This is a genomic window from Pseudomonas sp. PS02302, from assembly GCF_029959585.1.
Classification (GTDB): Bacteria; Pseudomonadota; Gammaproteobacteria; order Pseudomonadales; family Pseudomonadaceae; genus Chryseomonas; species Chryseomonas aestiva.
The window spans coordinates 81,363-101,649 of sequence record NZ_JASCON010000003.1 but is presented as its reverse complement, the minus strand read 5'-3'; the positions used below and the strand labels follow the sequence as shown (position 1 = coordinate 101,649).

Genomic DNA, 20,287 nt, shown 5'->3' with positions numbered 1-20,287 from the left:
TTCCATGCTGCGAAAGATTCTTTCGCTCGCCGTAATCTTCGCGAGCGTCACCGGTGCCGGCCATGTGGTCGCCGAAACAGCGACTACGCCGTTGCCCATCAACGGCATGGTTGCAGCGGTGAAAAACGATAAGTTGGCGTTCGTCAGTGACAACGGTCGTTTTGTCTTCCGCGGTACGCTCTACGACACCTGGAGCCAGAAAGAGATCACCTCCCTGGCGGACGCAGACCGCGCGTTCAGCTACATCGACCTCGCCAAGCTTCGCTTCCAGGTGGACGACCTGGCGCCGTTCACCTACGGCACCGGGCCGAAGGAAGTGGTGATCTTCACCGATCCACAGTGCCCGTCCTGTCACCAGCTCGTGCAGGACCTCAAGAAGGTTGAGGGCTACACCTTCAAGATCCTCGAACTGTCCGCTATGGGCCCCGAAAGCGGCAAGATCGTGCGAAGCCTGCACTGTGCCAAGGACAAGGCCGAGGCGCTCGCGGTCGCTCTGGGCGAAACCAAGCCACGTGTGGTCGACCAGATCGGTGATGACTGCGACACCTCGGCAATCGGTAAGCGAATCATCAGCGCCCAAATGTTCGGCGTTAAGGGCGTGCCGTTCATGATCCGGAATGACGGCCTTGTCCGGCATGGATACGAGAAGGGCAGCCTGCAGTCCTGGCTGGCGGGGGCAAACTGATGACCAGCTATGTACAGGGCAACTTTCCGCTCGGCCAATTGCTGAGCGTTACGTCCTTCGACGAACAGAGCAAGCTGTTCATCCTCGATGACAATCAGATCGCCTTCTCCTTTCTGTGCCGCCCTTTGTCGGGTAGCGATGGAAAAGAGGGCGAGCAGCTCAAGTCGGTTTTGAAGCAAGCTTGGCCGGCGAACTCAAGCATCAACTTCTGCCTATTCGCCTCGCAAAATATCAACAACCCGATTAACGCGATGCTTCGCCTGCGAAGCAATACGGATGAGGGTGTTATCAAACAGGCGATCAATAACCGATCGAGCTATCTGTTCAAGGGCACTCTCGATCCAATCGACGACTATTCCGGTATCAAGGTTCGTGATGTGCATTGCATCATCACTGTCGTCATGTCAATCGCCAATGTCGAGCCGACTGAACAGGAAACCCAAGTAGCGAGTGAAATTCGCTCACAGTTCGACTCGGTTTTTAAATCGATTGGATTTGCCCCGATTGCGTTGGGGCGCAACCTATACCTGGAAGTAATGGCATCTATCCTGAATCAAGGGGAAGAAGCCTCTTGGCGGGATCGCAATGAGATTGAGGCGGATGACGACAAGCCTTTAAAGGTCCAAGTGCTCGATTACGATCGGACGCTCATCCCCAAGAAGGATCATCTGCAGATCGGCGATACGCTCGTCAAATGTCTATCGGTGAAAAAATTCCCCCGGCGTACCCTCCAAGGCGCCGCGGGTTGGTATCTCGGAGATCTGCTGACTGGGGCCTCGGGTATCCGCGAAAACTGCCTTATCAGCTTCACGATCTATTTCCCAGAGCAGCAGGGTTTCAAGGACAAGCTCGGTGCTAAGCGCCAATGGGTGAACAACCAGGCATACGGTCCGTTGCTGAAATTCGTGCCAAAGCTGGGCGCGAAGAAGCAGGGTATGGATGCGCTGTTCAAAGAGCTGGACGAGGGCGAGTCGGCTGTCCGTTGCAACATGACAATGGTGGTCTTTGCATCCAGTCGCGAGCGGCTCATTCGCGCCGCGGCCGAAGCTCGAAACTACATGAGTATTCGGCAATTTACGTTCATGGAGGATCGATATTTCGTATTGCCGATCTTCCTGAACGCACTTCCATTCGGTGCAGACCTTAAAGCGATTGAAGAGCTTTACCGCTTCAAGTCGATGGCCATCACGCAAGCACTGCCGCTAGTTCCCATTTACGCCGACTGGAAAGGAACCGGGACTTATACGATGCAGTTCGTTTCTCGAAACGGACAGTTGATGTCGTATTGTCTATTCGACTCGGACACGAATTACAATGCGACTGTTGCCGCGCAATCAGGTAGTGGTAAGTCATTCCTGACGAACTACCTGATTACCGCTTACCGCTCTATCGGTGCACAAGTCTGGGTAATTGACGTCGGTCGCTCTTACCTGAAACTGGCCAAGGCATTCGATGGGGATTTCGTTGAATTTACGCAAGACTCCCAGATTTGCCTAAATCCCTTCGAGCTGGTGCAGGATTATTCCGAGGAGGAAGACGTCCTGATCGGACTGCTCAGCGCAATGGCCGCGCCTACCGCTCCGCTCTTAGACCTGCAGATTGCAGGGCTCCGTAAGCACACCCACGATGTATTCGAAGCCTTGGGCGGCGAGATGGTGGTTGACGATGTCGAAAAGTCGCTGCTGAGTGACGAAGATCCGCGAGTCCAGGACATCGGCAAGCAGCTGTACCCGTTCACCCGGGCGGGGATGTATGGAAAGTTCTTCAACGGCAAGAACAACGTCGATTTCAAGAACCCCTTCACCGTCCTGGAGCTTGAGGAGCTGAAAGGTCGGAAGCACCTGCAGCAAGTCGTTCTTCTGCAGCTCATCTATCAGATCCAGCAGGCCATGTTCCTTGGTAGTCGCGATCAGAAAAAAATCGTGATTATCGACGAGGCCTGGTCGCTGCTCACCGAGGGCGACGTCGCCAAGTTCATCGAGCACGGCTATCGCCGGTTCCGGAAATACAACGGTTCGGCCATCACGATCACCCAGTCCGTGAACGACCTGTACGCCAACCCCACTGGCCGGGCGATCGTCGAGAACTCCGCGCACCAATTCTTGCTCGGTCAGAAGGCCTCGGCGATTGACCTGATTCAGCAGGAAAAGCGCCTTTCGCTCACCGAGGGTGGATTCAAGCTGCTCAAGTCGGTGCACACGGTTCGCGGCCAGTACTCGGAGATCTTCTTCTCCACCGAAACCGGGTCCGGCATCGGTCGGTTGACGGTCGATAACTTTTCGAAGCTGCTTTACAGCACGTTCCCCAAGGACGTGGAAGACATCGGGCGATACACCAACCAAGGCGTTGGTACCGCAGATGCCATTCACAAGGTCATGGCTGATCGGGGGCTGGCGGCATGAACCAGACCCTCTCGACGGTCGTGATCTCTGCGCTCGTCTCGGTGGCGGTGGTCACTGGCTACGCCTGGCTTTTCAAAACTGACGAATTCGGCACCCAGATCGCAATCGTTGATTACGACGCTGCCACCCGAAACGTCGATGTGCGTGACCCGCAAGCGGTCGATGCGGCCATGGCAGCGCTACGCGCCTCGGCGAACAAGCTCGCTGCCAATGGCTTCGTCACCATCGATAAGCGCGCGGTGGTCAGCTATCCCGCAGAGCTTGAGGTGCCGGCGAGCGCGCCGGGAGCTGCGAAGCAAGCTGAGGGGGCCGAGTGAACCGCCATCTCAGGTTTCTGCTGAAGGCCCTTCCATTTAGCTTGCTGGCCGCCGGCGCGGCCTGGTACGCGACGTCGCGCTACGAGATTGGGATCGATCCGCAGAAGAACACGTGCCTGGACTGGCGGGTGTTCCTGATCGACCGTTATGACCAGGACGTTGAGCGTGATGCCATCTATGCGTTTCGCTCAACCCAGATGGAGCCGTTCTTCCGCAATGGCACCAAGGTCATCAAGTACGTCCGTGGCGTGCCGGGTGACCGAGTCATCGTGACCCCCGAGCGGGTAACCATCAACGGCGAGGCCCAGGGCCAAGGCGTGCTGCTGGCCAAACGGCTCGGAAAGCCTGCAAGTCGTTACCGTCGTGACGAGATCGTACCAGCGGACCATCTCTGGTTCATGGGCACCTCCCTGGACAGCTTTGACTCTCGCTACTGGGGCTACGTCAGCAAGGTCGACGTGCTCGGCCGGGCGTACCCGATATGGTGAGCCTGCGCGCGGTAATCGGTGTCGTTGCGCTGTTGTTCGCCACACTCTCGGCCGCCGACAGCGCCGTTGACCAGGAGCAGGCGGCGCTGGAGCACTTCGCCGCCGATCTCAAGGAAATGCAGGTCAGCACTCAGCAGCAGGTCGACTTCACGCTGCGTAACGAGGACTTCAGCTACCTGAAGCAAAGCCAGCCGCTGGCAAGCCCTCTCGAAGCGCCCAAGCCGCCGGTAGACACCCGGAAGGTCGTCTACCAGATCCTGGTGTCGTGGTCCCTGGGCGAGGCAGAGATCAAGCAGCTGCTGCAAAGCTATGACGGTGACGAGTCGGTAGAGCTCGTATTCCGCGGTGTGCCCGAAGACATGCCGTTTGCCCTGGCGCTCGCCAAGCTGCAGCGCCTGTCGCTCGAAACCAAGACCAAAACGTCGGTGCTGATCAATCCGGTGGTGTTCGAAGAGGCCGGCGTCGACCAGGTGCCGGCGATTCGCAAGTTGGTTGATCAGAAGTCGGTTTACCTGGCGAAGGGCACCACCTCCACCGCGAGCGCGGACGAGGCCTTTGCCCGTCGCAAAGAGCCAGTGCTGTCGCTGGGTCCTCTGGTCGAGATCGCCGAACGTGACCTCATCGAGGTGATGAAAGAGCGGCTGGCTAAAGTCGACATGGAAAAGATGAAAACGCGCGCCCTGAACACCTTCTGGGACAAGCAGACGTTCGCCGAGCTGCCACGCGCCACCCGGCATCGAGTGCGCGCTCTGGATCCCACGGTGCTGGTGCCGGCGGACATGACCGCGGCAGATGGCACGGTGATCCACAAGGCGGGCGATCGGATCAATCCGCTCGACATGCGTCCCTTCACCCAACGCCTGGTGATCATCGACCCGCTCGACCCGCAGCAGGTCGCCCTGGCCAAGAAACAGGTTGCGGATTACGGCGCCAAGCAAAACGTCGTAGTGATCGTTTCGCGCGTGGCGCGGGAGCAAGGCTGGGATGGCTTTGCCGCCCTGCAGAACGAGATCGACGACGCCGCCTATGTCCTGCGCGATGACGTGCGCAGCCGCTTCGCCATCGACTTCGTGCCGTCTGTTGTGACGGCCGATCGCCATAGCTTCTACATCGAGGAGTTTGCGCCGTGATCGAGCTTGCCTTGCAGAAAATCCATCATCAGAACGGCGCGGTTCTTGGGCACGAGGTCCTGGCCCGCAAGACCACCGTCCAGGGCGTCCAGGGGCCCGGCGTCTTCATGGCCGGCGCGACCGATGAGGACTGGGAACGCCTGGACGCGGAGGTGATCGGCCTGGTACTGGCGCGGGCGCACGAGCTGCCTGCCAGAGGCATCCTGTTCATCAATCTGAGCCCGGCATCCCTGCTCAACCTGCTGCACCTGAGCCGCCTCTGCCAATTGGTCAGCGGCCTTTCACTGTCTGTGTGCTTCGAGATCCCCGAGCTTTCTCCTCTCCAGGGCGTCGACCTGGAGGAGCGGCTGGTGATGATCCGTCGGCACGGGATCGCGGTGGCCATCGATGACTACGGCCAGGACAGCGCCGACTCGGCCCGTCTCAAACGGCACGCCTGGGACTTCTGCAAGATCGATCTGCCGGCACTGGCCCGCAGTATCAACTTGGACTGGGTCATTGATGCGCGTGACCACTGCACCCGCTGCGGTACGGGGCTGATCCTCGAGAAAGTCGAGCAGGAGCACCTCCTGTGCGAGGTGCTCCTGCCCCTCACCGGCGCCGCCCGTCAGGGCTTCGGGCTGTCGATGCCCTTCCTCCTTCCTGCTGCTGCGCTCGCCGCCTCCTGACTCAAGGCCTTTGACCTATGTTGATTCGCTATGCAGCGGCTCTGATCCTGTTAATGGCCGTGTTCGGCTACAACGGCGCGCGGGCGGCCGAAGGGTCCACGCCAACAGCGTCTTGCCCGAACGCCGAGCTGTTCAGCGGCAAACTGTTCACCGACATCTGCTGGGCGTGCCTCTTCCCGATTCGTATCGCCGGCATTTCCATCACGCCAGGCGATGCGCCGCGGGGGGCATCGAAGAAAAGTCTCTGCATGTGCGAGGACAACCTCGGGATTTGGAAGCCGGGGATCGTGAACTCCATGTGGGAACCGGCGCGTTTGATCGAGGTGGTGCGCAAGCCGGGCTGCCTGCCGGCGCTTGGCGGCGTGACGCTCGCTATCGGGGACAAGCGACTGTGGGGAACCCACGCCGACGCCACTACCGGCAACCAGGTGAGCCACGAGCGGATGTCGTTCTACAACGTCCACTACTACGCTTTTCCGCTGCTCTCGATCCTCGAGATGTACATGCCCAAGCGCTGCTCGCCAGATGGCTACGCCGACTTCGACATCATCCAGCTTTCCGAGATCGACCCGACCTGGACCAACGACGAACTGGCGTTCTTCGTCAATCCGGAAGCCGCTGCTGTCGCTAACCCGATTGCCCAGGCAGCGTGCACGGCAGATGCCGCGGTGGGTGTGGTCGGTAAGGAGCCGCTGACCTCCCTCTGGTGGTGCGCTGGGACCTGGGGGGAGATCTACCCCATGGCCGGCACCACGCTGCCGAACGACTTCGGCCGGACCACCTCGCTACTCGCTGCCCGGACGCTGGCCACCCAGCACCGGCGCGGCCTGGCGCACCTTACGATGGGCGATGACACCCTCTGCCGGGGATCCATCTTCCCGACCATTCCCAAGTCGCAATACAAGATGTCGATGTTTTTCCCGCGCGCAGAGACGAAGAAGGGGCATTACATCGGCGCAAGCCCCCTGACGTGGCAAGGCGGCGAAGGGCGCGCCATTCCCCAGGTCGGCGAAGACGCGCTGTACATGATGTTCCGTTGGAACGACTGCTGTAACACCCTGTGAGGCACCCGATGCGCAATCCAATCTTTGCCCGGGTGGTCGCCGCTATCACCCTCTTCTTCTACGCCTATGCGTGCCCTGTCATGGCCTGGGCCGACAGCGTGACTGCCTCAGCCGCGACCGGCACTGCAACTGCAAAGGAGGCGCTGAACGCCTGGTCGCCCCCGTCCGCCAGCTCAACGGAGATCACCTTTGGCTCGGACGCGGCGAAGCAGTCGATCAGTATCTCGGAGCTGTTTCCCGGGGTGACCGACTCTTCCAACACCAGCGCGCTCAGCAACATCTACGGCGATGACAAGGCGACGATGGCGGCTGGCAGCGATGCCAACCTGCGGCTGACCTCGGAGGAGTCCTCTAGCGGTGAGGCCTATCGCCTGCTGCGCGGTAATGTCTCCCAGACGCGCCCCGATCTGACCAATGATCCCTTGTGGAACAACACCGACAAGGTCATCGACAACCAGGCGCTCTTCAACAAGGAGTTCTCGGACTGCAAGCAGAACACGGAGTACACCAAGGGCACTGCCACGAAGCACGTAAGCGAGCTCAAGCAGTGCGAGCGGGTAACCGACAAGTCGGGTAGCTACACGCTCAAGCACGAGTACCTGGCAGGGGTCGTCCGGTATTACGACGGTCCAGCGAACGTCCAATCCTGCGGTGAAGGCTGCGTCGATATCTGGCTGGGCCAGGTCGGCAACGACTATTGGCGCGGCAACTGCACCATCTTCGAAAACGAGATGAAGTTCGAGGTCATCAAGCCCGAAGCGATCCAGAGCGCGCAACTGGTCTATGCGAAGTGGGACGACTACATGCAGGTGCTCGTCGGTGGGACCAAGGTGTGGTCCGGGCCGAACGAGAATTTCCCGCCGGAGACCGATGGGGCATGCGAGCTCGATACGTCTTGGGAGACCAACCCCGACGTCAACATGACCTCAATCGTCAAAAAGGGTGGCGTCATCCCCTTCAAGATCCGCGCCTCAGTTACCGGCCGCGGTGAGGCCTACGCTAAGCTCCGCATTCTCTATGACCCGCAGGAGGTCATCAGCAACGACAACTGGTACCCGCCGGAGGCTGCCGAGGCCGTGACGGCGGTGAACGACGGCGCCTGCCAGGGCAAGTTCGTTTGCAACAAAATGCCTGACGTGGACGAGAACGGTTGCGCGGTCATCAACGGCACGCGGGTATGTGAAAGCAGCTTCAAGAACAAGTCCCCAGCATCCGGAATATCGCCGCTGTGCCAGGAGGTATCGGTCGACGCGCAGTGCAATTTCTACAAAGGCGACATGCAGTGCTACACCGACGCCCAGGGCAACGAGCAGTGTCCCACCAATAGCGATAAGACCTGCGCTGTCTCTCACGACATGCGCGTGGTTGAGGTACCCGTATCAGCTCGGTTTGCGGTAGAGGATGCCCCGGGCGCCGGTGAGACCAATCGGGTCGAGGTCGACTTCCTGGCCGGTACCTACCGAAATACCTCCAGCAACCTACGAAGCGACGGCTACGTGGACCAGGCCTCACTGGACGTGATGTGCAAGAAAGGCGCGGACGGCAAGCGGCTTCCGCAACGCTTCGCCGTTTCGAGCACTGCGATCTGGACGGGGCACAAGTTTGCCCCCAACACCTTGACCGAGGACTCGCTAAATATCGTTCAGATGCCGACGTGCGACAACGGCCTGAAGATGGTCGTCGACGTGAAGGACACCGGCAAAGGCACGCCTGGCGCGTTCTATGCTCATGAGCTCAAGCTGAAGAACGTGCGCATCGATGGTGAGTCATTCGGTCCCCAGTACTGCATCGATTCGGCGAACAAAATCCAGAACGGCCAATGCTCAGAGGGCGGCAGTGTCACAGTTACCCGGGGCGTGGCCAGCGGGTGCTTGAACCTGAAGGGGGTTACGGTTTGCCCGGGCGATGACATGTACAACGCCATGAAGCCGTCCCCGATCAAGGGTGTCGATAAGCTCTTTCAAAACGTCAAGGTGCAGGGGTGCGTGACCGGCGGACTCAACCTGGACACCTGTACCAAGTTCGAGGCTGACAAGCAGTGCGGCTTCATCTCTCGCCAGTGCGTGGACGGCGCCGAGGGCGAGTCGGGCAAATGCTACGTCACGGAGGAAACCTGGGACTGTGGCCATGAGGTTGAGGTCCCGACGTCGACCTCAAACACCAGCTATCAGTGCGATGGACCTGTTCGGTGCCTAGGCACCGAGTGCTTCAGCCCGACGGACGAGAAATCCACTGACTTCGGTTACGCCGCGGCGGCGCTGCAGATCGCTCAGTTCGCGGAGCATGACCTGGACTGCGGGGAGAACCCCACCGACACCTCGACCGATCACAACTGCAAGGTCTGGAAAGGGGAGCCCATGGAGTGCAAAAAGGCGGTCGGCGGATGGGTCGATTGCTGTGAGGCGCCAGACGGCATCTCGCTCATGGACTACGTATCGCTGACCATGAATACCATCAGCTTGACCGAGAAGATCGGGATAATCGAGAGGGCGCCAACCGCTGAGGCCGCATGGACGTTCGGCAAGGAATTGGCGAATGGTAGTAGCCTTACATCAGCGTGGAATACGGCATCCGGGGTGAACGAAGGCGCAACTACCATCAGCCAGATGATTGGCTTGGATTTCCTAAAGCAAAAGATGATGAACTACGCGGCCGAGTGGACAGCCAACACCTTCGGTACTGCCGCCGCGAATACGATCTTTGCCAGCGGAACAGCTGCTCAGGGATCAAGCTCTGTTCCCTACGCTTCAACTAACGCCACCACCGGTGCAGTTAGCACCGCGCCGAACGCCACGTTTGCTGCCGGATTCGCGTCCGCTCTTTCGGTAATCATGATTGCCTACACGATTTACACCATCGCGAACATCATGGTGCAGATAATCTGGGAGTGTGAGCAGAAGGAGTTTGAGCTTGCGGCAAAAAAGGAAACTAAGGTCTGTCACTTCCTTGGAAGCTACTGTGCCTCCAAGTCTCCTATGGGCTGTATCGAAAAGCGCGAATCGTACTGCTGCTTCAACTCGCCGCTTGGCCGGATCATCCAAGAGCAGGCGCGTCCGCAGTTGGGGCGAACCTGGGGCGACGCTGAAAACCCTTCTTGTGAAGGGATATCCGTCGGCGATCTAGCGAAGCTGGATTGGAGCAAGATCGACATTTCGGAATGGATAGGGATCTTGCAGATCACCAACAACTATCCGACTGCAGACAAGATCAATCTCGACAATCTCACTGGTAGCGGATCCGCGCTGAACTTTCCCGGCGCTAATCGGAAAGATGTTCTCACTCGAAACAACGAGATCATGGAGAATGTGGACGTCACGTTCCCTGACTCCCGAAACGCTACGGAGAAGAACCTGCGCGGGACGTTCACCGACAAGTAGCAACAAAAAGGGCGCCTAAATAGGCGCCCTTTTTTATAACCAGCGAATCACGCGGCGTCTGCCTCGAGCTCTCGGACTGCCTGTGCGGTATCTCGATCCAGGTCGCTTTCTTCCGCGACCGCGCCGACGGTGCGGGCGATTTCTTCCGCATCGGGGCCTTTGCGGGCCTTTGCCCGGGCATCGGAGGCCATTGCCTGCAGCTTGCGCACCACACGCATGAGCTGGCGCTTGCGCTCATTGGCGGTCATGTCGTTCTTGTCCGACGGCAGAAACCCCATCAGCCAGGCGGTCTGGGCCTGGACGAGCATGTCGTCGAAGCTCTGGATCACATGGGCGAGGCGCAGGATCAGAGGCGTGGAGATCGTGAAGTTGAACTCAGCCGCGTTGTCATAGCGGGCGACCATGCCTTCGCCGCCCTGGGCCTTGAGGATCGCGAGGAAGCGGTCCCGCTCGTCATTGATCTCTTTTTCCAGCTTGGTGATCAGGCTCTCTACGGCCTTCATCACCTCGGTGTGGCTGAAGGCCTTGTTGCGATGGGAAAGCGCGCGCGCGATGACATCGATGGTGTAAAGCGCATGGGCGGCGCCTTCGAAGCAGCGTCGATGGACCTGCTGCGCTTGCTCGGTCTTCAGCGTGTAGGTCGAGGGCAGGGTAGGGGCGGAAAACTTACCCTGGGGTTTGAAATCACTTCCGTTGGCCATGGTGGGCTCCTGGGGTTGGGGGAAGCTCAACCATAGGGGCTGGGATCTCATATTCGCGCGCGATTCGCGCCCTATCCGGGCGCAGTTAAAAACGTGTTTACAGGAGGTCGAGAGCGGCGATATTCTGAAGCCTACTTCGCCCAAGCATGTTGCTTGTGTGTCGTACCCACCGAGCTCTGCTCTGGTTGGGTTTTAGTGCAGCTAGGCACTTTCTCTAGCACTATCCAGTCACGATTCGCGATCGTGACTTAACCCAAGAGGGCTTCCTGTCCCCTTGGGGCGGAGGCTCTCTTTTTTTTGGAGGCCTCCAAGAATGAAATACCTGCTCGTTTTTGCGATCTGCACCGCCATTGCGCAGTTCACGATCGTCCCATCGTTTAAGACCGCTCCCGTTGCTCAGCAACTTCGTGCCCATCAACAGGCTATCGAGGAGGCTGGACAATGACCGATATCGTCCCGGTTTTGCTGGTTCTCGCTGTCGGTTGGGTGATCTGGTCTGCTATCACCGGTGGCCACAAGCGCTCTGAACGTACAGAGCCTATGGTTGCATCCGTTGATGTTGACGATGACATCCAGCTGGATTCGCCCCTGCGGGCCGTTCCAGTAAAAGCAGCTCCCTCTCTTGTCATCGAACGCGATGTCGCTTCCCAGCCTCGGCTGCGTGGTGCTACGCGTGAATCTCAACTGCCGAAAGGCATTGATTACTCCGGGTACGAAGCGCCTACGTGGCAGCGTCGCGGAGTCGATGTGCAAGGGTTGATCATGGACTGCCCGCCCACCGGCGAGTAGTGCTGCACGGACCTCCCTCGCGGGTGGTCCACCCAAGCGTCTCTGGCGGACGTTTGGGTGGACCACTCGACGGGGAACTCCGCCATGCTTATGAACGTACAAGCGATCTACCTACTGGATCGTCAGGAGCTCTACCTATCCGATAGCTCGGTCACCGTACCGCCGCATATCGCTGAGACCGTGGACCCTGATGCCCTGGACCTGCGCTACTTGGCGCACTGGGCCAAGGAAACTGGACTGATCGGCGCCACCGCGGAGGTGTCGATTGCGATGTGATCCAGCAGTAGCGAGGGGGGCTTCGGCTCCCCGGAAGCTTTTCCCGACTGGCCTTGCCTCAAGCCCAGCCGGAAGGAGCTTCTCCTGCCCAGACCATGACTTTCGAGCACCCTCTGCAGGGCGCTTGATTGCAGCAGCTGAACTGTTTCCGTCAGCACCTCCCTTCCACCCTGCGGGGCTTCTTCCCCATAGGGGCAAGGCGCCTCGGTTACCGGAGATTCCTCATGGCTCGTGGCGTCAACAAAGTCATCCTCGTCGGCAACGCCGGTGCGGATCCCGAAACCCGTTACATGCCCAACGGCAATGCCGTAACCAACGTCACCTTGGCCACCAGCGAAAGCTGGAAGGACAAGCAGACCGGGCAGCAGCAAGATCGAACGGAATGGCACCGCGTCGTGTTCTTCGGCCGCTTGGCCGAGATCGCCGGCGAGTACATCCGTAAAGGCTCTCAGGTCTATGTCGAAGGCACGCTTCGCACGCGCAAATGGCAAGGGCAGGACGGCCAGGATCGCTATACAACCGAGGTAGTCGTCGACATCAACGGCAACATGCAGTTGCTCGGCGGCCGCGGCAATGGCGCTGGCCAGGGCGGTGACTACGACGATCAGCAGAGCGCACCAGCGCCCCAACGATCGCCGCGGTCACAGCAGGCACCGGCGTCGTCGGCGCCGGCGAATGATCGTTCGCAGCAAGCACCGCGGCCGCAGCAGCAGCCTCGTCCTCAGCAGCAACCAACCCCAGGAGATTACGACTCGTTCGACGACGACATCCCGTTCGCGAAAGTGCCGTACCTCTGCATGCTGTAACGCTTCAATCCAATAACCCTTGCGGGCGTCCCCCGCTCGGGGGGCCTCCGCATCCAAACCGGAGGTTCTCATGTCCCGTTCTATCCAATCCCAGAACACTCAGCAGGTAACCCAGCGCGATCAACAGGCGCAGGATCTGCTCAGCGGTATCGAGGCGGAATGCATCCAGATCGTCACCCGTTCGCAGAGCGGGGTGAACTGGGCGCAGGAGGCGCTGTTTGCCTACCACGCCATGCTTTCCAACGAAACGCTGATGAAGTGCGCAATCAACAACAAGCTCAGCTTCAAGCTTGCGATGCAGCAGATCGCAGCGACAGGGCTGACGCTCAATCCCACCGAAAAGATGGCCTTCCTGGTTCCTCGCCAGGGGAAGGTGATCGCTGACGTTTCGTTCCGCGGTTTGATCAAGGTGGCCACCGACAGCCGCGCTGTCGATATGGTGGTGGCGGAGGTCGTCTACAGCGGCGATCGCTTCATCTACCGAGGTGCGACTGCCGAGCCTGAGCATGTCTTCGACCCTTTCCTCGACGTGAGCGAGCGCGGGACGTTTCGCGGCGTCTACACCACCGCCTACCTGGCAACAGGAAGGGTCATGGTGAAGGCGATGCGGGCGGCGGATGTGTTCAAAGCACGGGACATGTCGGCGGCCTGGACCTCTCAAGGTCCTGGTAAACGCGGTCCCTGGGAGACGCACTTCGAGGCGATGGCCATCAAGACCGGTATCAAGTCAGCGCGGAAGTACTGGCCAACGACCAACCCGGTGCTCGACCAGGTCATCGATTACCTCAACACCGAAGGTGAGGAGGGGATCGCTGGCACCCCGTTGAGTGCTTTGGACGGTTTGGCCGACGCGTCGATGGTGCAGGCGTCCGCGCCGGTATCGCAGGCGCAGGGCGGTAACGTCTATGACCACGTCGGCGACCAGCCGCATGATCGTCGCCAGCAGGAGACGGTCAATGAGCAGGTTCCACGTGAGCAGCCCGGTCGCACCCAAGTGCAGCCGGCCGCCCAAGCTGCTTCTGGCCAAGGACGTGAGGTGACGCGCGAGCGAATCCATAGCGTCTGCGACCGCGCGGCACGAACCCGCAGCTGGGAAGGGGCCTGTTCCTGGGCAGAGCAAAACCTCACGGGTGAGGCTCTGACCTATGCACTGGGTCTTTTCAAGCAGAGGCAGGCCGCGCAAGCACAGGCGGCATAGCCCAAACCCAACCCTAACGGGGCTTCATCCCCGTTGGGGCTGGGGTCCCTCCTAACCTGGAGGTGATGATGAAGATTGTCGACTTGCGCCAGCGCACGCCGGAATGGCACGCCTGGCGCCGGCAGGGCATCACGGCGACCGCGACAGCGGTCATCCTGGGCCAGCATGTGGAAAAGACGCGCTGGCGGTTGTGGGCGGAGCTCACTGGCCGTGTCGCGCCGCTGGATCTGTCCATGATTCCTCAGGTCCGCCTGGGCATCTTGCATGAGCCGTATGCGGTCGCCTGGTTCGAGGAGCGGTACCAGACCACGCTATTGCCGCTATGCGGCGAGTGCGCGACATTTCCGCTTCTTCGCGCGAGCTTCGATGGCGTCGACGACGACGGTTGCCCGGTCGAGGTGAAGGTCCCCTCGGACAAGAACTTCGACCTGGTGCTGGAGCAGGGCGAGAAGAGCGAGCCCTACCGGCTCTATTGGTGGCAGGTGCAGCACCAGATTGCGGTGGCTGGCTCGGCCAGGGGCTATCTCGTGTTTTACAGCACGACCCGGCAGCCCCTGGTGTTCGAGATCCGTCGCGATCCGGACACCATCGAGCTCATCAAGCAGCAGGCGCAGTTGTTCTGGGAGTTGGTGGTCAGCGAGAAGGAGCCTGAGAAGGATCCTCAGCGCGACTACTTCACCCCGGTCGACGGTGCTCTGGTGCGTTGGGCAGCGACGGCGCAGCAGGTACGCGACGTCGATGCCTTGGCGAGCACGCTGCAGGAACAGCTGAAAGCCCTGAAGGGCCAACGCGAAGCCCTGCAGGCGGATCTCGTCGAGCAGATGGGCGGGTACATGCTGGCCGAGGCGGAGGGCGTTCGCGTCGTCCGCTACCAGCAGGCCGGCAACATGCGGTGGAAGGATCTCTTCGAGAGCCGGAAGCTGCAGGCGACTGAGGCGGAGCGTCAGCGCTTCCGGCAGGCACCCTCTGAGCGGGTCCGGATCACCCTCGATTCGGATCATCCGATCACGACTGCTGCGCTGGAGGCCATGAGGCTGCCATTGGTTGACCAGGAGACGGAATCTCAGGCATTTTGCCTGTGAGGATGAGGGGGCGCGAAAGCGCCCCTGTCTCTTGCCTGGAACGTTGCGGTAAGCCTCCGGTTTACCAGAGCTTTCCCGGATCTGTTCTCTGGCTATGCGGCCCGAGAGCGATAACGCAGCTGTGCGTCTTCACAGCAATCATTGAAACCCTACAGGGGCCACCACGCCCCGTAGGGGAGTGGTGCGCCTCCAACTCACTGGAGAGTCACCATGAACCTTACCCCTTGCGTCCCGATGTCCGCCTACGGTGTTACTGGTACGAACGCTGACACTATGTCGCCTGCGTTCGCCGCCGAGAATCACCCGCTACTCGACCTGGTACCCAAGCACAACGCGCAATTCCTGTTCCGCACTGAACTGCGTATGCCCGTGATGAACTTCCTGACAGCGTCGGGCGGAGACTCGCTGGCACTCGTAGGTCCTACCGGCGCTGGCAAAACGTCCGTCGTCGAGCAGATCGCGGCGCGGATGCGGTACCCGCTGCGCAGGGTCAATGCTCACTCCCGCATGGAAATGCCGGAGCTCATTGGTCAGATGTCGCTGCAGTGTGATCCGGCCACCGGTGACCAGCAGACCGTGTTCGCGCACGGGCCGCTGGCGCTGGCGATGAAAGAGGGCAGCATCTTCCTCCTGGATGAAGCTGACTTCCTGGATCCGGCTGTCATGGCCGGCCTCAACGCGGTATTGGAAGGCGGCGCCCTGGTGCTGGCCGAAAACCGTGGTGAGGTCATCGTGCCGCACCCCAACTTCCGCTTCATCATCACCTGCAACACGCGGGGTCAAGGTGATGAGACGGGGCTCTACACGGGTACCTTGTCCCAGAACCTTGCGTCCTGGGATCGGTACCGCATGCTGGAAGTCTCCTACCTGACCAAGGAGGAGGAGCTCGCGGTTCTGCAGGCGACGCTGCCCCAGGTCGATGCGACGATCCTGAGCACCATGATCGATGTTGCCAATGGAGTGCGTCAGCAGTTCATCGGCAATCCCGACCAGGCGCTTCAAGCTGGCCAATCGGGGCTGACGGTCACCTTCTCGACGCGGACCCTGCTGCGCTGGGCCCGTATCGCGACGACCTACAGCACCGCTGCCAGCAGGCAAGCGAACTTCCCGTTCGCCTGCCCCCTGGCGCAGGCGCTTCGCGAAGCACTGACCAACCGGACGGACAAACCCATGCGACTGGTGATCCATACCATCGCGAAGGACAAGTTCGGCGCGGCCTGGGCAAATGATCCTGTCGTTGCACCGGGGGTCTGATCGTGACGCTCTACTTTGCACTGGCCCCCGCGGACCAGATCGAGTTCGAGCAGGCCGATACGCAGTGGTGGGCTGGCCAGGCATTGTCTGGCTTGAGCGCTGCTGCGGCATCTCTCGGATTCTCTAACGCCTTCGAGGCCGTGCAGGCTTCCTTCGGGAAGCTTGCCGCGGGCTCGGTGGATCCGGAGTACGAGGTCGAAAAGGTTGTGATGCTCATAGCACTCAAGGTAGCTCTGGAGGAGCCGTCGAATCTGACCCTGTCAGACGATACCGGCGCCACATTAGAGCCCGCTCGGCCGGATGGCTGGGACCTGGTGCTGCAGCGCGTCTGCAACCTCACCGATGCGTCGATGCCGAAATGGCGTGATGCCCTAGTTACCCTGGGCGTTATGCCAAGACCGATGGACCTCTCCAGCCTTGTGGTAGCCGATGTGGCTGCTGCAGGCGAGATGGATTTCTGCTTTTAAACCACCCTGGCGGGGCCACCCCGCTGGGGTGGCCTCCGTCCCAAACGATGGAGCGATGCAATGCAACTACCTCTTACCAGATCGGTTGAGCTATCGAATTCCCACATCACGCAGGATGACTTCGTGCTGCTGGAGCGATTCGCGGCTGACTATCGCGATCTGCTCGGTACCGACGGTGCAGCAATGCCTGTGGTGCTCGAAACGATCTTCGGCTTCGTGATTTGCATAGGTAGCGTGACGGTTGGCGGAATCATGGCAGCCGGTGCGTCAGACGCGTTCGTACGGATTTTGCGTTACTGCTTGGATTCAAACAGTGGCGCGATCATGTACCTGGCGTTCGACCGCGACGCTGATGTCGTGGAAGATCTGCCGACGTTTGACTGGTGAATAGGGGCCTTCGGGCCCCCGTTCTCTGAGCCCGATTTGCTATAGTCGGCTATAGCAAATCCGGTTCTCGGCCGCCTCCATGTGGAGGCAGCTGCGAAGTGCCAGCTGGGCACTCAAAACACCAGCAGCTCATCTCAAACCCAATGGGGGTCTCCCCCATCGGGGAAGACTCCCGCCCAAACCGGAGTCTTCACCATGCAAACTGTTCAACCCATCAAGGAAATCGAAACCCTCAGCAAGCTCTTGCTGGTAGGTCTCGACGTCAACATCTGGTCCGGCCGCAAAAAGCTCCGTATCGAGGACCTCGGTCCTGGTGTGGATCTGCCGCCGGCGGAGCTCGCATCGCTGGGAAGCAAGCGGATCATGGATCCCGAGCAGATCAAGCGGTTCGACAACCTCAAGCGCCGCGCCCATCGCCTCCTCGAGAGCGAAGGCGTGCGCTTCCTGGGCGGCTACGGCATCCCGAACGACGCGGCTCCGGCCATCGCGAAGGAGCTCGACGACATCCAGCGCGAGTTCGGCGTTGAGATCAAATCCTTCCTCGACAACTACGACTCGAACTTCGACGCGTGGGCGCAGAGGTGGGATCAGGATCCGAAGTGGCAAGCTGCGATCGAGAAGGCCAAGACCCCGAAAGAGGTCGTGGCTCAACGCTTGGGCTTCCGCTACACCCTGGTGCGCGTGGTGCCCGACAAGTCCGATCCGGCCCTGAGCAAGGGGCTGGAGCAGGAAGTGGAGGGTCTTTCCGGACAGCTGTTCCGGGAGATCGCGGACGCGGCCGAGGACCTGGTGGATGGCAGTTTCGCCAACAAGTCCTCTGTCAGCCGCAAGGCGGTCAGCGCGATCCTGAAGATTCACCGCAAGCTCACCTCGCTTGCGTTCTTGAATCCTGGGATCCATCTGGTCGCCGAGCACATGATGTCCGTCATCGAGCAGCTCCCCAAAAAGGGGCCGTACGAGGGTGGGCATTTCCAAACGCTGCAGACACTCATGCTGTCCTTGAGTGACGAGCGCAACATCTCGAAGCTGGCCGCGTCCTTCGCGGCATCTGCTGCGCAGACTGCCGCCACTGGTGGCGTGCCGGCGGCGAGTGTCGTGATCGAACAAGCCCCGGCAGCTGCTGGTGCCGTCGTAGCTTCTGCCGCCGTGATCGAGCAGTCGCCGTCCCCTGCGGACGACGGCGGCATGTCCGTTGGCGAGCTGCTCGATGAGATCGCCGGTCAGCAGGCAGCACCTGGTATTCAGGATCTGAGCTCGGTAGCTGCAGAGCTGCAGGCCCGGGCCATTGACGGGCAGGTGATCGATACCCAGATGTCGGCGTTGGGCGTTGCTGCGTCTATTGCCAACATCCCAATGCCGACTACCCAGGACGCCTTGGACTTCTGCATGTAAACCAACCCCCCGGGGGCACCTGCCCCCTTTGGGGGTGGTGTGTCCTCCACTACTGGAGTGACAGCTATGCAACGTTCTCTGAGCAACGCCTTCCCGATCATCGCGCGCTACTTCTGCGACGACCTGGGGGTGCGCATCGAGTTTGGTGGAAACCAGCCGGCCACAAAGGACAAGGTGATCTACCTGCCGGTGCTCAAAGATGAGTCGCCTCGTATGGTCAACGTCTCCCTCGGGTGGACGGCCCATGAGTCGGCGCACATCAAGTACACGGACGATGAGCCCTATGAGCTGGCCAATGCAGAAAGCCCCTTCATGGGTCGCTTTCTGAACCTGCTCGAAGATCTGCGGATCGAGAAGCGCATGATGGAAGACCATTACTGCGCCATCGAGCCACTGCGGGTGACTGCCCAAGAGGTGTTCCAGAAGCCTTGGAGCGCCGACGGGAAATCCGAAGCGGTTGTTTTGCACGACGCCTGCCTGATCATCGGCCGGGCGCGTTTGCTCAATCAGCCGATCGAAGAGGTCGCCGTTGTCCTGGATGCTGCGTTGGCCAACACCTTTGGTGCCGGCCGACGCGCGAAAATCCTCGGGCTACTGTCCACGGTCACCGGCTTGCCGGATACCGCGGGGGTGTACCAGCTCGCCCATCGGATACTCGATGTCTTGGACGAAGAGGAGCCTCAGCAGCCAGACGCTGGCGCGGATCCTGATCCTGCGCCGCAAGGTCAGGACCAGGGCCCGCAACAGGGCCAGGATCAAGGCGCTCAGCAAGGTCAGGATCAACCTGGTCAGGATGAGCAGGGCGACGCCAGCAACGGCGATCAGGCAGGTCAAGGCGACGCGCAAGCGGCGTCCGGCCAGCCTGGCGCCGATCAGCAGGGCGCTCAGCCAAGCCTGAAGCAGCGGGTGGTAAACGCTGACTCGCAGGCCATGCAGGATGCGCTTGGGGACGTCTCATCCCAAGCCGCTACCCTGATCGGCGCCAACGCCGGCGGCACAAGCTCCACGCCGAGTTCGGTGCTGGCGCACGCTGTCGGTTCACAGGCTCTGCAGCAGGACGTTGTCATCAACGGACGCGCCGCCTCCATGGGGCTGCGCCAGGTGCTCAACGGTCTCATTCAGGGCAGCCAGAACGCACGGGTCACCGTGCGCAAAACGGGTAATCGTCTGGATACAGCGAGCCTTGCACGGGTGAGGGTTGGGGAAAACCGGATCTTCCGGAAACAGGAACCCGTGCAGCACACCAACGCTGCTATCCAGCTGTTGCTCGATGGCTCCGGCTCCATGGGTTTGAAGACCGGCGGGCGCAAGCCTATCCAGGTTGCGGAGGAGGCGTGCTTTGCGATGCTTACGGCATTGGAGGGTATTGCCGGCGTTACCAGTGGTGCGATGGTCTTCCCTCGGGGGGATCGAGAGCAGGTCGGTGTTTTGAAACGGCACGGCCAGAACCTGGCCAGCGCAGTGGCAGAACAGCGCTTCGGCCTGACCGCTTCCGGCGGAACACCGTTGGCCAGCGCCATGTGGCCGGCCGCCGGCGACCTGCTGCGCGCCAAGGGACAGCGGAAGGTGCTGATCATCAGCACCGACGGCGACCCGCGGAACGTGACCGACGTGATCGATATGGTCGCCCGGTGTCGCGCTTCAGGAATCGAGGTGTTCGCGATCGCCTATGGCGAGGCGAAGGCCACGAACCTGCAGCTGATGTTTGGCACCGGTCACTGGCAGTTGCTGGATGACCTCGGGCAGTTGCGCAGCGCCCTCCAGGCGCTCGTGCAGCGTGTGTTGACCCAGGCCGCCTAACCGC

General features: G+C 60.6%; 20 protein-coding genes. 19 read left to right on the top strand and 1 reads right to left on the bottom strand.

Annotation, left to right across the window (positions count from 1 at the left end):
• Positions 1–4: 4 nt before the first annotated feature.
• Genes QMX82_RS02205 through traN form a run of 8 tightly spaced genes read left to right on the top strand, consistent with a single transcriptional unit; the run spans position 5 to position 10,131 of the window.
• Positions 5–685: a DsbC family protein gene (locus QMX82_RS02205; RefSeq protein ID WP_064306972.1), complete on the top strand. Its 681-nt coding sequence runs from the start codon at positions 5–7 to the stop codon at positions 683–685.
• Complete coding sequence (gene traC / locus QMX82_RS02200) at positions 685–3,087, top strand: type IV secretion system protein TraC (RefSeq protein ID WP_064306973.1); 2,403 nt, start codon at positions 685–687, stop codon at positions 3,085–3,087. Before QMX82_RS02205 ends, traC begins: the two co-directional genes overlap by 1 nt.
• Positions 3,084–3,404 carry a hypothetical protein gene (locus QMX82_RS02195; protein WP_064306974.1) on the top strand — a complete coding sequence of 107 codons (321 nt, stop codon included), beginning with the start codon at positions 3,084–3,086 and terminating at the stop codon, positions 3,402–3,404. The genes traC and QMX82_RS02195 overlap by 4 nt, the downstream gene beginning before the upstream one ends.
• Positions 3,401–3,892, top strand: coding sequence for a signal peptidase I (gene lepB / locus QMX82_RS02190; protein WP_064306975.1), 492 nt, complete (start codon positions 3,401–3,403; stop codon positions 3,890–3,892). The genes QMX82_RS02195 and lepB overlap by 4 nt, the downstream gene beginning before the upstream one ends.
• Positions 3,886–5,022 (top strand): TrbC family F-type conjugative pilus assembly protein, encoded by a 1,137-nt coding sequence (locus QMX82_RS02185; RefSeq protein WP_064306976.1) that lies wholly within the window; start codon positions 3,886–3,888, stop codon positions 5,020–5,022. Before lepB ends, QMX82_RS02185 begins: the two co-directional genes overlap by 7 nt.
• Positions 5,019–5,690 carry an EAL domain-containing protein gene (locus tag QMX82_RS02180; protein ID WP_064306977.1) on the top strand — a complete coding sequence of 224 codons (672 nt, stop codon included), beginning with the start codon at positions 5,019–5,021 and terminating at the stop codon, positions 5,688–5,690. The genes QMX82_RS02185 and QMX82_RS02180 overlap by 4 nt, the downstream gene beginning before the upstream one ends.
• A 17-nt stretch (positions 5,691–5,707) precedes the next feature.
• Positions 5,708–6,754, top strand: a complete 1,047-nt coding sequence (locus QMX82_RS02175; protein ID WP_437127724.1) for a TraU family protein — start codon at positions 5,708–5,710, stop codon at positions 6,752–6,754.
• An 8-nt stretch (positions 6,755–6,762) separates the two neighbouring features.
• Positions 6,763–10,131, top strand: a complete 3,369-nt coding sequence (gene traN, locus QMX82_RS02170) for a conjugal transfer protein TraN (RefSeq protein ID WP_064306978.1) — start codon at positions 6,763–6,765, stop codon at positions 10,129–10,131.
• A 47-nt stretch (positions 10,132–10,178) separates the two neighbouring features.
• Here traN and QMX82_RS02165 read toward each other — a convergent pair whose 3' ends face one another.
• The gene (locus QMX82_RS02165) at positions 10,179–10,832 is read right to left on the bottom strand and encodes a hypothetical protein (RefSeq protein ID WP_064306979.1); all 654 of its coding nucleotides are present in this window, start codon (positions 10,830–10,832) and stop codon (positions 10,179–10,181) included.
• A gap of 313 nt (positions 10,833–11,145) precedes the next feature.
• Here QMX82_RS02165 and QMX82_RS02160 point away from each other — a divergent pair, with 313 nt between their 5' ends.
• From QMX82_RS02160 to QMX82_RS02110, 11 genes are all read left to right on the top strand, one after another.
• A complete protein-coding gene (locus QMX82_RS02160) occupies positions 11,146–11,277 on the top strand; it encodes a hypothetical protein (protein WP_256326465.1) in 132 nt (43 codons plus the stop codon).
• On the top strand, positions 11,274–11,621 hold the full coding sequence (locus tag QMX82_RS02155; protein ID WP_064306980.1) for a hypothetical protein: 348 nt from the start codon (positions 11,274–11,276) through the stop codon (positions 11,619–11,621). The genes QMX82_RS02160 and QMX82_RS02155 overlap by 4 nt, the downstream gene beginning before the upstream one ends.
• 84 nt (positions 11,622–11,705) lie before the next feature.
• Positions 11,706–11,897, top strand: coding sequence for a hypothetical protein (locus QMX82_RS02150; protein WP_064306981.1), 192 nt, complete (start codon positions 11,706–11,708; stop codon positions 11,895–11,897).
• 224 nt (positions 11,898–12,121) lie between these two features.
• Positions 12,122–12,703, top strand: coding sequence for a single-stranded DNA-binding protein (ssb, locus tag QMX82_RS02145; RefSeq protein ID WP_173150417.1), 582 nt, complete (start codon positions 12,122–12,124; stop codon positions 12,701–12,703).
• A gap of 70 nt (positions 12,704–12,773) precedes the next feature.
• Positions 12,774–13,901, top strand: a complete 1,128-nt coding sequence (locus tag QMX82_RS02140; protein WP_064307024.1) for a recombinase RecT — start codon at positions 12,774–12,776, stop codon at positions 13,899–13,901.
• A 68-nt stretch (positions 13,902–13,969) separates the two neighbouring features.
• Positions 13,970–14,983, top strand: coding sequence for a YqaJ viral recombinase family nuclease (locus QMX82_RS02135; protein ID WP_173150419.1), 1,014 nt, complete (start codon positions 13,970–13,972; stop codon positions 14,981–14,983).
• A gap of 210 nt (positions 14,984–15,193) precedes the next feature.
• Positions 15,194–16,237: an AAA family ATPase gene (locus QMX82_RS02130; protein ID WP_173150421.1), complete on the top strand. Its 1,044-nt coding sequence runs from the start codon at positions 15,194–15,196 to the stop codon at positions 16,235–16,237.
• 2 nt (positions 16,238–16,239) lie between these two features.
• Complete coding sequence (locus QMX82_RS02125; RefSeq protein WP_282281034.1) at positions 16,240–16,704, top strand: hypothetical protein; 465 nt, start codon at positions 16,240–16,242, stop codon at positions 16,702–16,704.
• 60 nt (positions 16,705–16,764) lie between these two features.
• On the top strand, positions 16,765–17,091 hold the full coding sequence (locus QMX82_RS02120; RefSeq protein WP_064307020.1) for a DUF5983 family protein: 327 nt from the start codon (positions 16,765–16,767) through the stop codon (positions 17,089–17,091).
• Positions 17,092–17,286: 195 nt separating this feature from the next.
• On the top strand, positions 17,287–18,483 hold the full coding sequence (locus tag QMX82_RS02115; RefSeq protein ID WP_282281031.1) for a DUF3150 domain-containing protein: 1,197 nt from the start codon (positions 17,287–17,289) through the stop codon (positions 18,481–18,483).
• 66 nt (positions 18,484–18,549) lie between these two features.
• Complete coding sequence (locus tag QMX82_RS02110; protein ID WP_257706738.1) at positions 18,550–20,283, top strand: VWA domain-containing protein; 1,734 nt, start codon at positions 18,550–18,552, stop codon at positions 20,281–20,283.
• Positions 20,284–20,287 lie beyond the last annotated feature (4 nt).

Bases quoted from the DNA above. Each gene is read 5' to 3' on its own strand.
- ssb (WP_173150417.1), top strand. From the start codon at position 12,122: ATGGCTCGTGGCGTCAACAAAGTCATCCTCGTCGGCAACGCCGGTGCG.
- QMX82_RS02155 (WP_064306980.1), top strand. From the start codon at position 11,274: ATGACCGATATCGTCCCGGTTTTGCTGGTTCTCGCTGTCGGTTGGGTG.
- QMX82_RS02140 (WP_064307024.1), top strand. From the start codon at position 12,774: ATGTCCCGTTCTATCCAATCCCAGAACACTCAGCAGGTAACCCAGCGC.
- QMX82_RS02160 (WP_256326465.1), top strand. From the start codon at position 11,146: ATGAAATACCTGCTCGTTTTTGCGATCTGCACCGCCATTGCGCAGTTC.
- QMX82_RS02120 (WP_064307020.1), top strand. From the start codon at position 16,765: ATGCAACTACCTCTTACCAGATCGGTTGAGCTATCGAATTCCCACATC.
- QMX82_RS02130 (WP_173150421.1), top strand. From the start codon at position 15,194: ATGAACCTTACCCCTTGCGTCCCGATGTCCGCCTACGGTGTTACTGGT.
- QMX82_RS02150 (WP_064306981.1), top strand. From the start codon at position 11,706: ATGCTTATGAACGTACAAGCGATCTACCTACTGGATCGTCAGGAGCTC.
- traN (WP_064306978.1), top strand. From the start codon at position 6,763: ATGCGCAATCCAATCTTTGCCCGGGTGGTCGCCGCTATCACCCTCTTC.
- QMX82_RS02110 (WP_257706738.1), top strand. From the start codon at position 18,550: ATGCAACGTTCTCTGAGCAACGCCTTCCCGATCATCGCGCGCTACTTC.
- traC (WP_064306973.1), top strand. From the start codon at position 685: ATGACCAGCTATGTACAGGGCAACTTTCCGCTCGGCCAATTGCTGAGC.
- QMX82_RS02185 (WP_064306976.1), top strand. From the start codon at position 3,886: ATGGTGAGCCTGCGCGCGGTAATCGGTGTCGTTGCGCTGTTGTTCGCC.
- QMX82_RS02205 (WP_064306972.1), top strand. From the start codon at position 5: ATGCTGCGAAAGATTCTTTCGCTCGCCGTAATCTTCGCGAGCGTCACC.
- QMX82_RS02165 (WP_064306979.1), bottom strand. From the start codon at position 10,832: ATGGCCAACGGAAGTGATTTCAAACCCCAGGGTAAGTTTTCCGCCCCT.
- QMX82_RS02195 (WP_064306974.1), top strand. From the start codon at position 3,084: ATGAACCAGACCCTCTCGACGGTCGTGATCTCTGCGCTCGTCTCGGTG.
- QMX82_RS02115 (WP_282281031.1), top strand. From the start codon at position 17,287: ATGCAAACTGTTCAACCCATCAAGGAAATCGAAACCCTCAGCAAGCTC.
- QMX82_RS02135 (WP_173150419.1), top strand. From the start codon at position 13,970: ATGAAGATTGTCGACTTGCGCCAGCGCACGCCGGAATGGCACGCCTGG.
- QMX82_RS02175 (WP_437127724.1), top strand. From the start codon at position 5,708: ATGTTGATTCGCTATGCAGCGGCTCTGATCCTGTTAATGGCCGTGTTC.